Genomic DNA, 13,387 nt, shown 5'->3' with positions numbered 1-13,387 from the left:
GTTTCACTCCTTCAAGTTAATGCTACAAACATGCCATATACTGTGTCTCTTCCTGATGACGAACCTACTTTAAGCAGTCGATCAATGTTTGCCAGTGACGGTTCATGTTGTAACTCTGATATTTTCGAACTAAACAACCCTTGTTGTGCGCATTTTAAAAAGGTTTCTCCTACTAGTGTTGTTAATGGTTCATTAAGTAGGTATTTTAATTTTTCTAAATTTGGTTTTCTAATATATGGATCAGTAAAATGAATAAACAACATACCAGTTAGAATGTCATCACCAGAAGGCGTAAGCCCTTGTCCTCTACCAATTAGGTAGCGGTAATATTGTTCTACGGTTTCAACATCTTCATATTTAAGTGCATGTATAATTCGGCTCATTGTTTGGCGGTCAAAGTCACCTTCATCGTACATCGTAAAGTCATATGTCGATATATTTTGCTTTAGTTCATTATTATTTACCTTTTCAGCGAAGTCTTTAAATGGCAATGATGCAACATGCCACACAAGTTGGCATGTTTTACTCATATAAATAGTGTTAGGACCTATAGTGATTTGTTGGTTTAAGGAAATCTCATTTAACAAACTACGTTTCGTCTGTTGGTCTATTAATATACCAAATGGAAACATGCCATTTTCATCGGTACCTATAAATATAAGTTCTTGCGCATCGTTAACAATATTGAATCCTTTATTAAATATGCTATGCACATAAAAAGTTTGATGATTTGCTAATATTTCCTTGGCAATATTGCCTATAGCTGTTGCGTGGAAAATCACGCTTTAAAGCCTAATTTCTCTGCATATGCAGTAATTGCTTTTTCGAAACATTCAATCGGTGGGTGAACTGTACCTGCACCAATTTGACCATAACCAGCAATTTTATGTGCAATACCTGTATTAATAACTGGAGTAATACCTGTTTCAACGACTTTACGTGCATCAATGCCTAAGCAAGCACCTTTGAAGTTCCACGTAGGAATAGCAAAGTTTGGATTCTCACCGATACAAATTTCAGTCATTTCATTACTGATATCTAATGCATCATCAAAGCCACCAGTACCAACGAATCTAGTTACTGCTGGCGCAGCGATCATTGCCATACCACCAACACCGATTGTTTCAGTGATGGCAGAGTCACCGATATCAGTATTAGCATCTTCAGCAGAATAGCCTGTGAAGAATAAGCCATGAGGCGTATTGACTGGTGCAGTAAACCATTCATCACCCATACCAGCGATGCGAATACCGAAGTTTTCACCGTTACGACACATAGCTGTTACAACTGTACCGTGTTCGATTGTACGTGCGGCATCCATCATCGCTTTACCTGTAGCCATCGCTACGTTTAAGAAGAATTGATCTGTATCAGCTAAGAATTGTAACACCTCAGTACGTTTTTCTGCTTCAACATCGTCTAATGAGGAGATGATAGGCGTAACTTCTTTTAAGAAAGCTAATGAAGCTGCAATATTACGTTGGTGGAATTCATCACCCATTGCAATTGCTTTAGCGATTAATACATTAACATTTAAGCCATCGTTCATTTTGTGTAATGCTTTGCTTAATACTGGTCCTAAAACATCTTTCATCCAGTGTAAACGATTAACTACTGTATCATTATAAGCACCGAAACGTAATACTGCGCCGATACCTTCGTTCATTTGGCAATATGCTTCGTTACCTGTCTCTCTGTTTTCCACAACAAGTACAGGCATGTTAGCTGAAGTAATACCACCCATTGGACCAACTGCATTAACATGGTGACAAGGGATGAAAGTAATTTGACCTTCTTCTAACAATTTACGTGCATCTTGTTCATTATCTGCCCATCCTTCAAAAAGGATCGCACCGACACAAGATCCTTGCATAGGATCTGTCATATTTTCATATTTAATTGGTGGACCAGCATGTAATAATACATTTTCTTTGAGTTCAGGAATTTTAGATTTGGCTGGCACTACATCTACTAAAAATGGTGCTGCTGCAATCATCTTATCAATGACTGCTTGGTTAGCTTCATCTATTGTTTTATAAGCCATTTTATACCGTCTCTCCTTCATAATTGTTTAAGAATTGCAGTACTTTCATTAATTTTTCATCTCCACCTGCAATTGGGCGCCAGTTGAATTGAACGACTGGTGCATCACTTGCTTGAATTGCTTCAGTAAAGCTCTTCAATCCAATGTTAATCACACTTGGCTTCATATTTATTAAATTCATTACTTTTTCATCGACAGTTAAATCAACCGGTTCTGAATCAAATGATTTCGTTGCTAATTTTGGTTGAGCTACATTGCTACCAACTAAGTTAAGTGCAGTACGCACCATTTGATCGTTTGTTTCACAAACAATTGCGCCAGCTTCTGTTAACGTTTTAACTTGGCTATCATATCCCTGGTGGTCATGTTGCGTACCAACAACTGTAGCAAGAACCGCTAATGAACGACCGTTAGCTTTAACTTTTTCTAAAATCGTTTTGATTGTTGGTGCAAGTTCGCTAGCCATATCATCATGACTACCATAACCTATGACATTATCTAACATAATTACAGCAGTTGACGGATCATCAGAAGAAGTTTCTAACATTTCAATACGTTTGGATGGATCAATCATTGGATGCGGTCTACCTTGTGTATAAATGTCATCGCCCAAGTCGATGATTTCATGGTTTCCACCTTTATATGAGAAACCTTCTGGTGTTACTTCGCCTGAAGCGTCACCTAAAGTATCTTTAACTAACATAGCTGCTTCTGAAGCTAAAGTACCACCTGAATAATATCCTTTGATGCCATCTTGATTGTCAGCAAATTCAATACCAAGATTTTCTTTAAATGTTGGTTTTAATTGTGGCGTTTCATCATTAGACAATTGAACAGATACGCGTGCCGCTTCTTCTAATGTATATGCATGGTAAATATTTTCTTCAGTGTAAGTTGGTTTAGAACCTAAGAATAAGGTAACCACAGGTTTTTCAATATTACGTAGAAGATTTAATACTGTTTCTTCGACTTCTTTAGCTGGTGGTTTAGAAATAACAGTAATGACTTTAACCTTAGGATCTGCATTTAACGCTTTAATACTATCTAACATCGTGATTGCACCAACTTCAGTTGATAGGTCACGTCCACCAGTACCGATTGCGTTAGTCACGCCTTTGCCTTCACGGTCAATGATTGTTGTCACTTCTTGAATACCTGTACCAGAAGCACCAATAACACCAATGTCACCTTCGTTCACTGTGTTAGTGAAAGCAAGTGGTAAGCTATGGATAATACCTGTACCACAGTCAGGTCCCATCACTAATAATCCTTTTTCATGCGCCATTTGTTTTAAACGCACTTCGTCTGATTTAGCAACGTTATCACTAAACATAAATACGTTTAAATTATTTTTTAAAGCAGTTTCAGCTTCCATTGCCGCATATTGACCAGGGATTGAAATTAATGCCAAGTTTGGATTGTTTGCTAACTCTAAAGCACGATTCCAGTTTGAAGCTTCGTCTTGTTTTTTAGACTTGTCATCCTCTTCACCTTTACCTTTAAGTTCTGCATCTACTTGTTCATTAACTTCATCAACTTTTGATTCATCATCTGTATCTATGATGACTACAATATCGTTAGGTTTAGCGTTGTCTAATTCTGCAGTATCAAATCCTGATGATTTGAAAATATCTTTATTGGCAGGCGTCCCCATCATAATAGATACTTGGTTCACACCATCAATAGCAGATAATTTATTCGATAATAACATTAAGACAATCGAATCTTGGTACGTGTTTTCTTTAATTATTGTGTATAACATACTATTCCTCCGTTATTATTCTGCAAATCTATTTTTTCCGTGATAACGATCAAAGTGTACGTCTTCTGACACTAAGTAATCGTAAATTTCATCAACAATTTCAATGCCTTTTTCATCGTATTTTTCACTACGTAAGCGTCCACGTTCACCTGGATAGAATATCTCTCCATATCCTTCAGCAGCTGGTTGAGCTTTCAATTCATCCAACATCGTTGAAATACGTGATTTAAATTGATCTAAGTCTGTAAAGAATGCAGGGTTAATGACAATGTGTAATTGTCCAAGATCACGGCCTTTGGTTAAATCTTTGTACATAGATGAAACATGCACACCATGTGGCACACCTAGCAGACTTCCTGACAAGATATCTACCATCATCATCAAACCGTAACCTTTCGGCCCCGCCACTGGAACAAGTGCATGAACATCTCTAGCATTTGTTGTTGGCTCACCATTTGCATCTACTGCCCATGTATCTGGAATAGATTGATGTTTAGCTCTAGCATCAAGTACTTTCCCCCACGCTTGTACTGTTGTAGCCATATCAAATGTAATGATACGCTCATCATTTGACGGTGCACTAAATGCAATTGGGTTTGTACCGAAATAAGGCTCTGTACCACCAAAAGGTACAACCATTGGATCAGATTGACACATACTTAAACCAACCATATTTGCTTTAGATGCCATTTCCACGAAATAACCTAAGGCACCACTATGAGAAATATGTTTCACACCTACAACCGCCACGCCATTTTTTTTGGCCATTTCAATAGCTTTTTCCATTGCTTGTTTTGCAGCTTGATGTCCAGGGCCATTATCCCCTTCAAAAACACCTGTCGAAGGACCCGTTTGCTCAAATTGATACTCAGGGTTAGCAGTAATACCTCCCTTAGCAATACGTTCCGCATAATATTCTACTCTGACTGCACCATGAGAATGAATACCGCGATGGTCTGCAAAAGTCAAAACATCAGCGACATCCTTTGCAGCATCTTCATTTAATCCAGCTTTAACAAGTTTATTTTTCATTAAATCAAACAAATCATTTTTAGAAACGCGCATATTACAACCTCCTTATTACTATTATTGTGTTTTATTTCACTAAAAAATGTGTTTTCAAGCAGTAAAAAAAGAAGTTACTAAAGACGCACCATGCTAAATGTCGTAAGTCACCATTTATTACATTAAATTATCTCGTTCACTTCTTTTTATTACTTCCTAATATATGTCATTAGATATTAAATAATCATAAATTTCTTGAGCAACTGGAATACCATGCTCTGCATATTGTTTTTTAACTTCTTCTTGAATCTCACCTGGGTAATACACTTGATCAAAACCTTTGGTTGGTTTAACACCGTGTAACTCATCTACCATGTCAGAAACTTGTGTTAAAAACTGTGTTTCATCACCAAAATATGCTGGATTAATCACGATATGAAATTGTCCTAATCTACGATATTGACTTAAATCTTCATACATCGAAGTGACATGCTTACCAAATGGCAAACCTAATAAGCTGCCTGCTAATATATCTACCATCATCATCAAGCCGTAACCTTTTGGTCCGGCTACAGGTAATAAAGCAGCTACTTCAAAAGGATTTGTAGTAGGTTCACCCTGTTTGTCCACTGCCCATGTATTAGATATCGATTTGTGTTTTGAGCGTGCATCTAATATTTTCCCCCACGCTTGTACCGTTGTTGCCATATCAAACAATATGGGCTCACCATTTTTTTGTGGTGATGCAAAGGCGATTGGATTCGTACCAAAATAAGGCTCTGTACCACCAAATGGTACGACCATTGGGTCAGATTGGCATACTGTTAATGCAACCATGCCTTGTTTTGCAGCTTGTTCTGCAAAATAACCAATGGCACCACTATGACCCATCTCTTGAATACCTACCATGCCGATACCACTGGATTTTGCTAAATTAATCGCTTCTTCCATCGCTTGATATGCAACATAATGGCCAACAGCATTATCGCCGAAATATGTGCCTGCTGAAGGACCAGTCTTCGTAAATTTCAAATCTGGTTCCAAATTAAAGCCTTTTTTAGCAATTCGTTCTGCATAATACTGCATTCGAACTGAGCCATGTGAATGAATGCCTCGCTCGTCAGCAAATGTCATGAGATCTGCTGTTTTTTCAGCTTGCGCGTCAGGTAAACCTGCATGTGTTAATTTCTCTTTAAATAATTGGCGTAGTTTACCTCGTTCGACGTATATTAATGCTCCCTCTTCCATGACTAACAACCTTCCTTAAATTTCTATATCTCTATTTGCATCCTTGGAATAGATGTAAGCGAATGGTTCGTCTAAACCAACAGCATAAGTTGCTTGTGGTGCATAAGCACCCATAAAGATGTAATCACCTTTATCAACTGGTTGCCATTCGTTGTCTAAGTTGTACATGCCACGTCCACTTAATACATAAGCCCCATGTTCTTGAACGTGTGTTTCAATATAACCGTGTGAAGCACCTGGTTTAAATGACAAGATGTGAATGTTCATATCATATGCTAATTCTTTTGGTAGCAAATCAAGAATTTTCACTTCTTCCATGCCTTCGTATGGTTCTTGTACCATATCATTAACATTTCCAGTTACAACTTCTGGCGTATAACCTTCTAAAGGTTGGTAACGTTTTTTATATAAGAACACGCGACTGTCATTATTTTGGTTGTTATTTTCAAATGTCATTACTTGATGAGATGGTACATATAAATAACCACCTGCGCTCAATTCATATTTTTTATCATCTGCATACGCATTGATGTTTCCGTATTCAACATAGATGAATGTCTGAACACCATCTCCACCAAATCCTTGTCTATTACCACCTTGATTTTTCAATGTTACAAGGTAGTCTACAAAGCGTGCACCAAGTCTCGGTGAACCTAGAATCGTTACGTCACAATCTTCAAAACCAGGTACAACGTTATTTACTAAACCGTCTGGTGTGATGACTGCGTAATTATCTTTTTTAATTACTGAACGTGTTTCTAATAAACCTTCTCTATATCCTTGATTATGATTAATATAACCCATAAATAAAATGCTCCTTTTCTTTATCTGTATTTAAAATCTTTTATGCTTTTCTCTATAAAAAGTTTGTTGAACCATGTTTATTTATATGGCTCAATGATGTTGTTCTAGTTGTCTATGTCCAAGTATTATTCTTTATAAGCAAGTTTATATAATACTTGTTTTAACACTTCTATACCTTTAACTAAATCTTCTACATTTGTCTCTTCTTCAACGTTGTGACTCACACCGTTAATGGATGGTACAAACAACATTGATGTTGGTACATATTTAGCAAAAATTTGAGAATCGTGACCTGCACCAGAAGGCATTAATTTCCACTCTGATTCACCCACTACAGTTTCAGCAGCATTCTGGACTTCTTTAACCAAGCGTTCATCCATCAATGTTGGTGCTTCATCCATCCATAGATCGATGTCACATTGAACGCCTTCTTCTTCAGATACACGTTTAATACATGCATCAATTTCTTCTGCGAATTGATTTAACTCTTCTTGATTAATATGACGACAATCAATAGAGAACGTAACTTCTCCTGGAACCACATTAACTGTATTTGGCACTGGATCTACGCGGCCAAATGTAATGACTAATGGATCCCCTATTTCTCGCGCACGATCTGTTAATTGGTTAGCAATTTTGCTGAAAGCTACAACTGCATCATTTCTCAAGCCCATCGGTGTTGTACCTGCATGGTTTGCTTCACCTTTTAAGTTGATTGTATAACGCTTTTGACCCACGATACCGTTAACGACACCAATTGATTTGTTTTCAGTTTCTAATACTTTACCCTGTTCAATATGCACTTCGATAAATGATTTTATGTAGCTATAATCATTATCTGCTGTTCGATAATCAAAACCACATTCACGCATTGCTTCTTTAAAAGCAACACTCTCACCATCAGCTATTGAATCTACATCAGCTTTATCGGCTAAGTTGAAGAAGTTTTTGCTTCCCCAGAAAGCAAATGGGAAACGGCTACCTTCCTCTTCCGCTAAAGCTAAAATTTCTAATGAACGCAATGGTTGACCATATTCAGCCTTAAGTGACTGCATCGCAACGACAGCTGCTAACACACCAAATTGACCATCTAAATGACCACCTTCAACAACTGTGTCAATATGAGAACCGGACATAATTGTTTCTTCAGGGTATTTGCTACCTTCAATACGTCCTTTCAAGTTGCCGATGCTATCGAATTCTGTTTCAAATCCATCTTTTTCTAGTGTTTCTTTCAACGCTTGAACAGCATTTGACCATTCTTTAGAATAAAGTAGACGCGTAATGCCCCCACCTGCCAAACCGCCAAACGCAGTGAATTTTTTGTCTAGAGCCTCAAAAGAAGATCGGATGTCCATGTAATTCAACTCCTTTTTCATTTCACATACAATTATAAGCGTTTACATATTACTTATCATTCACAATTCTAACAATAATGCACTTTACTTTTATTCGATTTATACAAATACGCGGTATTTTTTATTTGAGATACTATATTTAGCAAAATATATCTAACAGGAGGCTAGATCATTTTGACTCAACAAAAAGCTACTTGTCTATCAAAGGATGGATTTCCATTACCTTATTCAATGATAAAAGCTAAAAATCAAAACCCCAAAGGCATCATTATATATTTTCATGGTGGTGGGCTAATTTTTGGTCAGCCAAACGATTTACCACAAGATTATATTGATATTTTATCGGAATCATATCATTTAATAATGGTTTCCTATCGACTTGCTCCAGAAAGTCATATTGATACGATTATTGAGGATGCACTTAGTAATTATGATCATTTAAAATCGCTTTATCCTTCGTTACCTTTGATTACTTTTGGACGCTCAGCCGGTTCATTTTTAGCGATGCTTGTCGCACGTCATCGTAAAGTTGATGGTATCATTGATTTCTATGGTTATTACCGTGTACATGTACCTTCATTTTTGAAACCAAATAAGCAATATCAAGCATTATCTACACAAATCACGCCGAAGATATTAAATCAACTTATTCAACCTAAACCACTAACATTTGGGCCATTGCAAACAAGATATCCTATTTACCTATATGCTCGTGGCCAAGCGCATTGGCTATCATATTTAGGCATTGAATCATCAACACAAAGTGCTTATAATATTTCGCCAAAAGAATTGAAATGTTTCCCTCCTATGTTCATTGTACACTGTACAGGAGACCCTGATGTACCTTATAGTGAAAGTGAATATATTGATAGATTAGTTGAAACGAGTCACTTTGAATGTCTAGACCAGAACAGCCATGATTTTGATCGTGAGGTTAGCCCCACTAGTAAAGCAATATATGAACAAGCTATTCAATTCTTGAATCAAATTACACTAAATATTGAAGGGGATAAATGATGAACTTACAAAATGTAATAGAAAATTTTCAAACGTTTAATAATTTTGCCCGAAATCCTAAGAATGGCGGTATTAACCGTATTGCTTTTAGTCATCCAGAACGTGTCGCGGCTTTAAAATTTTCAATGTTATGTCAAAAGGCAGGTCTAGATGTTTACTTTGATTTCTTTGGTAACGTTATCGCACGTAGAGAGGGAAAGCAGCCTTCTTTAAAGCCAATTGTGTTGGGGTCACATATCGATACAGTAAAAGATGGTGGACAATATGATGGTCTTTTAGGTGTCCTTGGTGCACTTGAAGTTGTCGAACATTTAAACGCACATCAAATAGAAACAGATCATCCAATTATTATTATTGCTTTTGCTTGTGAAGAATCTACACGTTTCAACGAAGCAACTTTAGGTAGTAAATATCTTACTGGCAAAATGACAAAAGACGATATGAAATTCATCAAAGATAATGATGGCAACGTACTTTATGATATCGTTGCACCTTTAGCTCAAGATATGAACGGTAAAACAGCATTATTTGAAAGAAACAAAATCAAAGCATTTTTAGAGTTACATATTGAACAGGGGCCTATTCTTGAAAATAATCAAAAGGATATTGGCATCGTCACAGACATTGCTGCACCACACCGCTTCAAGTTACAAATAGCTGGCGTTACAAGTCACTCAGGGTCAACACCTATGCCGATGCGCACAGATGCATTGACTACTGCTGCTGAAATCATTTTAAAAATCGAAGCCTTAGGCCAGGCTTACCATGATAAGGGGATAGTAACGACTGTGGGTTATGCCAACGTTTATCCTAATACAATGAATGCAATCCCTGGTGAGGTCACACTACTCATCGATATTCGAGGTAAAGATGAAGCTATTCGTGAAAAAGTAGTCGAAGAGATAAAAGCACACATCGAAACTATTACAACAAATCGTCAAGCAGATTATGAATTAGAAGATTTAGGTCAGGATCAACCACGTAAATTCAATCAAACAATTGCTGAGATTTCTGAACACAGTTGTAAGACACTAGCATACCAATATCGCTATATGTATAGTGGTGCTGGTCATGATGCTATGAATTTCGCACCCATTTGCCCTACGAGTATGATTTTTATCCCGTGTAAAAATGGCATTAGTCACTCCCCAAAAGAATCTGTAACTGAAAGCCAAATCGAAAAAGGTATTAATGTGATGATAGCAACGACGATTGAATTAGCAAAAGTTGACACAGTATTGGACACATAATGCACATTGGCTTTTGACCAATCAATTGCTATTATGAAGGTAAAACTTTTAGCATAGTCACATCCATTATTATCATTTCATAAGCACTTGCTTTCGGGACCAATGCTTAATGATATGCGTTTTATTATTTAACACCAACATGTGTGTAACTTTCATCTTTAGATAGATGCCAAGTCAAATTATGCAATACCATATGAATCGAAAATTGTTAGCGATATAATAGAGATGTTACTGAATACACATCACTACATCACTGTAAAGGTTGATATATAATGACAAAAATATGCTTTATTAGACATGGAGAAACAGACTGGAATATTGCTGGTAAATTACAAGGTAGAACAGACATCCCACTGAATGAATCTGGCATAAAACAAGCACAAGCCTGTGGTGTTTCCTTACTTCAAAATGAATGGGATCTTATTATTACAAGCCCTTTATTAAGAGCTAAAGAAACTGGAAAAATTATTCAACAAAAATTAAACATACCGCTTCATGAAATGACGTCGTTTATTGAAGTTGCATTTGGAGATGCAGAAGGTCTTACTTATTACGAACGAGATGTGCGTTTTCCTAATCGCGATTATCCAAACAAAGAAACTGAAGCAATGGTTACTGAACGTTTTTTAAAGGGGATTCGTACTGTACATCAGAATTACACAAATAAAAATATTTTGATTGTCTCTCATGGTGCTTTTATTAATGCTATATTTCACTATTTTTCTAATGGGACAGTCGGCACAGGTGTTACTAGACTTACTAATGGTAGTTTCAGCACTTTAGAAATTAACAACAACCACACGCATATCCTAGACTATAATACGACACATCACTTACCAGCCCAGAACCCGAAATCATAACTATTTACTAACAAATAAAAGTACCATAACACTCATCCATGATTCATCATACTAAAAGTTAAACTCAATATTTTCCTTTTAGTAATGACAAGTATGAGGTTTGGTACTTTTTATATTCACTAACTTTACTTATAATTTTTAAAGAAATCTGTAGTTAACGATTTCACTTTTGGCGATAACATTATCACTGCGATAACGTTTGGAATCAATACGGCAGCAAGTGCCAAATCAAGCAAGTCCCACAATTGTTGTGCAGCACCTAACGCACCCACTATCATTGAAAGCACATATATTGTTTTCATCACCCAACCTGCCGTAAGTCCAAATAAAAACTCTGCCATTCTCGATCCGTAGAAAATAACTACCACAACGGTCGAAAATACAAAAAACATCATTGAAATAGAGACCATCATACTTCCAAATTGACCAAAAGAATTTTCAAACGCTCTGGCTGTTAGTGCTGCAGACTGCGCTTTCGCATCACCCGCCTTCCAAACACCTGAAACTAAGACCACAAAACCAGTCGTGCTACAAATAATTAACGTATCTACTACGATTTCACTGATACCCCAGAATGCTTGGCGAACTGGATGATCCGTTTTTGCGGCTGCGTGCGCGATAGATGATGTACCGAGACCAGCTTCATTAGAATAAATCCCTCTAGCAAAGCCCCAACGAATTGTGGTAGCTAACGCTGCACCAAATGTACCTCCAACAGCTGCCGTAGGATTAAATGCCTGTTCTACCACTAACCAAATAACGTTAGGCACATGTCCAATATTCATCAAAATGATTAAAAAACCAAAAAAACAGTAAAGACCAACCATGATTGGCACAATTTTTTCAGCAAATGATGCGATACGTTTCACACCACCAAAAACGACGAGCGCAGCAAGAAATGCTAATATAATGCCAGAAACTGCCATAGGTACATTAAACGTATCTTTCATAGTGCTCGCTGCAGAATGACCTTGAACCATAATACTTGGAATAATTTCAATCATCAATGCAAAGGCAAATATCAAAGAAAAAATTGTACCTAACTTCTTATTTTTAAAACCTTTTTTCATGTAATAAGTCGGGCCGCCCACAAACTCACCTTTTTTATTTTTCTCACGATAGTGGACACCTAAGACATTCTCACTAAATTTTAAAGCCATGCCTAAAAAAGCAATAACCATCATCCAAAATACCGCGCCAGGTCCACCCATCATAATCGCTGTAGGCACCCCAACAATATTAGCTGCACCTACAGTTGAAGATAGTGCAGAAGTCAAAGCCTGACGAGGTGTAATCGTCCCTTCCCCTTTAGGTTTTTTATTAACACTTCCAAATGTTTGTTTGAGCATATAGAAAAAATGACGAAATTGAATAAAATTTAAATAGACTGTCAAAAATACACTTGCAAACAAAAGTAGAAGTACAAGTGGATACCCCCATAACCAATCCGAAAAAGAAATTAATTTTTCCAAATATTACAACCCCTTTGTTTTTAAAGCATCTAACCATCTGTTGTGATAAAAATCTTATGTCTTTAATCACAAAACGCTATAAAAATGAGCTATGTAGACACTAAATAAATGTAATATGTAATATTATTCCCTAGAGTTGCTCACTCAAACCGAGTTTAGAGTTTATGAAAACAAAAAAATTAATCCAGTTAATAAATGGATTAGTTTTTTTGTTTCTTCACAGTATTAACAAACCTTAAATCTTCAGCTATATTCTAAATATAATGGTATGCTACATTTGTTTCTATTTCTTTAATCGTTTGCCTCATTGATTTGATCACAAACAGTCTTTGAACAAGCAATATTTTCACTAAAACAACTGGATCTATTGATGGTCTACCGTTATCAAGTCAATATTTTCCTTCAACAAACTCATATACAAAATTTAAATCTAATACCGCAACAACTTTACGCAATAAATGATTATTAGGAACTAATTCAGAGATAGAAATTATTTCATATTGATCTCTTTTATCAATTGATTTATCCAACATAACAAACACCACTGCTATTTAATTTATATATTAT

12 protein-coding genes and 1 pseudogene are annotated in these 13,387 nt (G+C 36.5%); 3 read left to right on the top strand and 10 right to left on the bottom strand.

All coding sequences use genetic code 11. The features are described from left to right. Positions 1-11 precede the first annotated feature (11 nt). The 7 genes from KA856_RS14045 to allC all read right to left on the bottom strand — a co-directional run bounded on the left by KA856_RS14045 (position 12) and on the right by allC (position 8,221). Entirely contained in the window at positions 12-782 is a 771-nt protein-coding gene (locus tag KA856_RS14045; protein WP_107383759.1) for an oxamate carbamoyltransferase subunit AllH family protein, read from the bottom strand. Continuing rightward, positions 779-2,044 (bottom strand): YlbE family protein, encoded by a 1,266-nt coding sequence (locus KA856_RS04980; RefSeq protein WP_107385675.1) that lies wholly within the window; start codon positions 2,042-2,044, stop codon positions 779-781. The genes KA856_RS14045 and KA856_RS04980 overlap by 4 nt, the downstream gene beginning before the upstream one ends. A gap of 1 nt (position 2,045) precedes the next feature. Next, the gene (locus KA856_RS04975; protein ID WP_107385674.1) at positions 2,046-3,806 is read right to left on the bottom strand and encodes an acyl-CoA synthetase FdrA; all 1,761 of its coding nucleotides are present in this window, start codon (positions 3,804-3,806) and stop codon (positions 2,046-2,048) included. Positions 3,807-3,821: 15 nt separating this feature from the next. Beyond that, positions 3,822-4,871 carry an ureidoglycolate dehydrogenase gene (gene allD / locus KA856_RS04970; RefSeq protein WP_107385673.1) on the bottom strand — a complete coding sequence of 350 codons (1,050 nt, stop codon included), beginning with the start codon at positions 4,869-4,871 and terminating at the stop codon, positions 3,822-3,824. A 156-nt stretch (positions 4,872-5,027) separates the two neighbouring features. Then, positions 5,028-6,059 (bottom strand): ureidoglycolate dehydrogenase, encoded by a 1,032-nt coding sequence (gene allD / locus KA856_RS04965; RefSeq protein ID WP_107385672.1) that lies wholly within the window; start codon positions 6,057-6,059, stop codon positions 5,028-5,030. Positions 6,060-6,074: 15 nt separating this feature from the next. After that, entirely contained in the window at positions 6,075-6,863 is a 789-nt protein-coding gene (gene allE, locus KA856_RS04960; RefSeq protein ID WP_107383764.1) for a (S)-ureidoglycine aminohydrolase, read from the bottom strand. A 125-nt stretch (positions 6,864-6,988) separates the two neighbouring features. Beyond that, entirely contained in the window at positions 6,989-8,221 is a 1,233-nt protein-coding gene (gene allC / locus KA856_RS04955) for an allantoate deiminase (protein WP_210138537.1), read from the bottom strand. Positions 8,222-8,395: 174 nt separating this feature from the next. On the opposite strand from allC, the gene KA856_RS04950 reads away from it, so the two are divergent. From KA856_RS04950 to KA856_RS04940, 3 genes are all read left to right on the top strand, one after another. Then, positions 8,396-9,238, top strand: coding sequence for an alpha/beta hydrolase (locus KA856_RS04950; protein ID WP_107385669.1), 843 nt, complete (start codon positions 8,396-8,398; stop codon positions 9,236-9,238). Further along, positions 9,238-10,488 carry a M20 family metallo-hydrolase gene (locus tag KA856_RS04945; RefSeq protein WP_107385668.1) on the top strand — a complete coding sequence of 417 codons (1,251 nt, stop codon included), beginning with the start codon at positions 9,238-9,240 and terminating at the stop codon, positions 10,486-10,488. Before KA856_RS04950 ends, KA856_RS04945 begins: the two co-directional genes overlap by 1 nt. Before the next feature lie 272 nt (positions 10,489-10,760). Next, complete coding sequence (locus KA856_RS04940; RefSeq protein ID WP_107383768.1) at positions 10,761-11,348, top strand: histidine phosphatase family protein; 588 nt, start codon at positions 10,761-10,763, stop codon at positions 11,346-11,348. A gap of 125 nt (positions 11,349-11,473) precedes the next feature. On the opposite strand, the gene KA856_RS04935 is transcribed toward KA856_RS04940, so the two are convergent. From KA856_RS04935 to KA856_RS13865, 3 genes and pseudogenes are all read right to left on the bottom strand, one after another. Beyond that, positions 11,474-12,820 (bottom strand): alanine/glycine:cation symporter family protein, encoded by a 1,347-nt coding sequence (locus KA856_RS04935; protein WP_107383769.1) that lies wholly within the window; start codon positions 12,818-12,820, stop codon positions 11,474-11,476. A gap of 254 nt (positions 12,821-13,074) precedes the next feature. Further along, positions 13,075-13,191, bottom strand: a pseudogene (locus KA856_RS13870) (transposase); the annotation flags it as partial. Positions 13,192-13,209: 18 nt separating this feature from the next. Further along, the gene (locus KA856_RS13865) at positions 13,210-13,353 is read right to left on the bottom strand and encodes a hypothetical protein (protein WP_226952041.1); all 144 of its coding nucleotides are present in this window, start codon (positions 13,351-13,353) and stop codon (positions 13,210-13,212) included. Positions 13,354-13,387 lie beyond the last annotated feature (34 nt).

The sequence above is a fragment of the Staphylococcus sp. GDB9P120P genome (assembly GCF_017893435.1).
GTDB classification, from domain to species: domain Bacteria; phylum Bacillota; class Bacilli; order Staphylococcales; family Staphylococcaceae; genus Staphylococcus; species Staphylococcus cohnii.
The sequence above is the reverse complement of the archived record's forward strand: the minus strand, read 5'-3'. Positions and strand labels throughout refer to the sequence as shown.

Excerpts from the sequence above, each read along its gene's own strand:
- KA856_RS04975 (WP_107385674.1), bottom strand. The coding sequence starts at position 3,806 with ATGTTATACACAATAATTAAAGAAAACACGTACCAAGATTCGATTGTC.
- allE (WP_107383764.1), bottom strand. The coding sequence starts at position 6,863 with ATGGGTTATATTAATCATAATCAAGGATATAGAGAAGGTTTATTAGAA.
- KA856_RS04980 (WP_107385675.1), bottom strand. The coding sequence starts at position 2,044 with ATGGCTTATAAAACAATAGATGAAGCTAACCAAGCAGTCATTGATAAG.
- KA856_RS13865 (WP_226952041.1), bottom strand. The coding sequence starts at position 13,353 with ATGTTGGATAAATCAATTGATAAAAGAGATCAATATGAAATAATTTCT.
- allD (WP_107385672.1), bottom strand. The coding sequence starts at position 6,059 with ATGGAAGAGGGAGCATTAATATACGTCGAACGAGGTAAACTACGCCAA.
- allD (WP_107385673.1), bottom strand. The coding sequence starts at position 4,871 with ATGCGCGTTTCTAAAAATGATTTGTTTGATTTAATGAAAAATAAACTT.
- KA856_RS04940 (WP_107383768.1), top strand. The coding sequence starts at position 10,761 with ATGACAAAAATATGCTTTATTAGACATGGAGAAACAGACTGGAATATT.
- KA856_RS04945 (WP_107385668.1), top strand. The coding sequence starts at position 9,238 with ATGAACTTACAAAATGTAATAGAAAATTTTCAAACGTTTAATAATTTT.
- allC (WP_210138537.1), bottom strand. The coding sequence starts at position 8,221 with ATGGACATCCGATCTTCTTTTGAGGCTCTAGACAAAAAATTCACTGCG.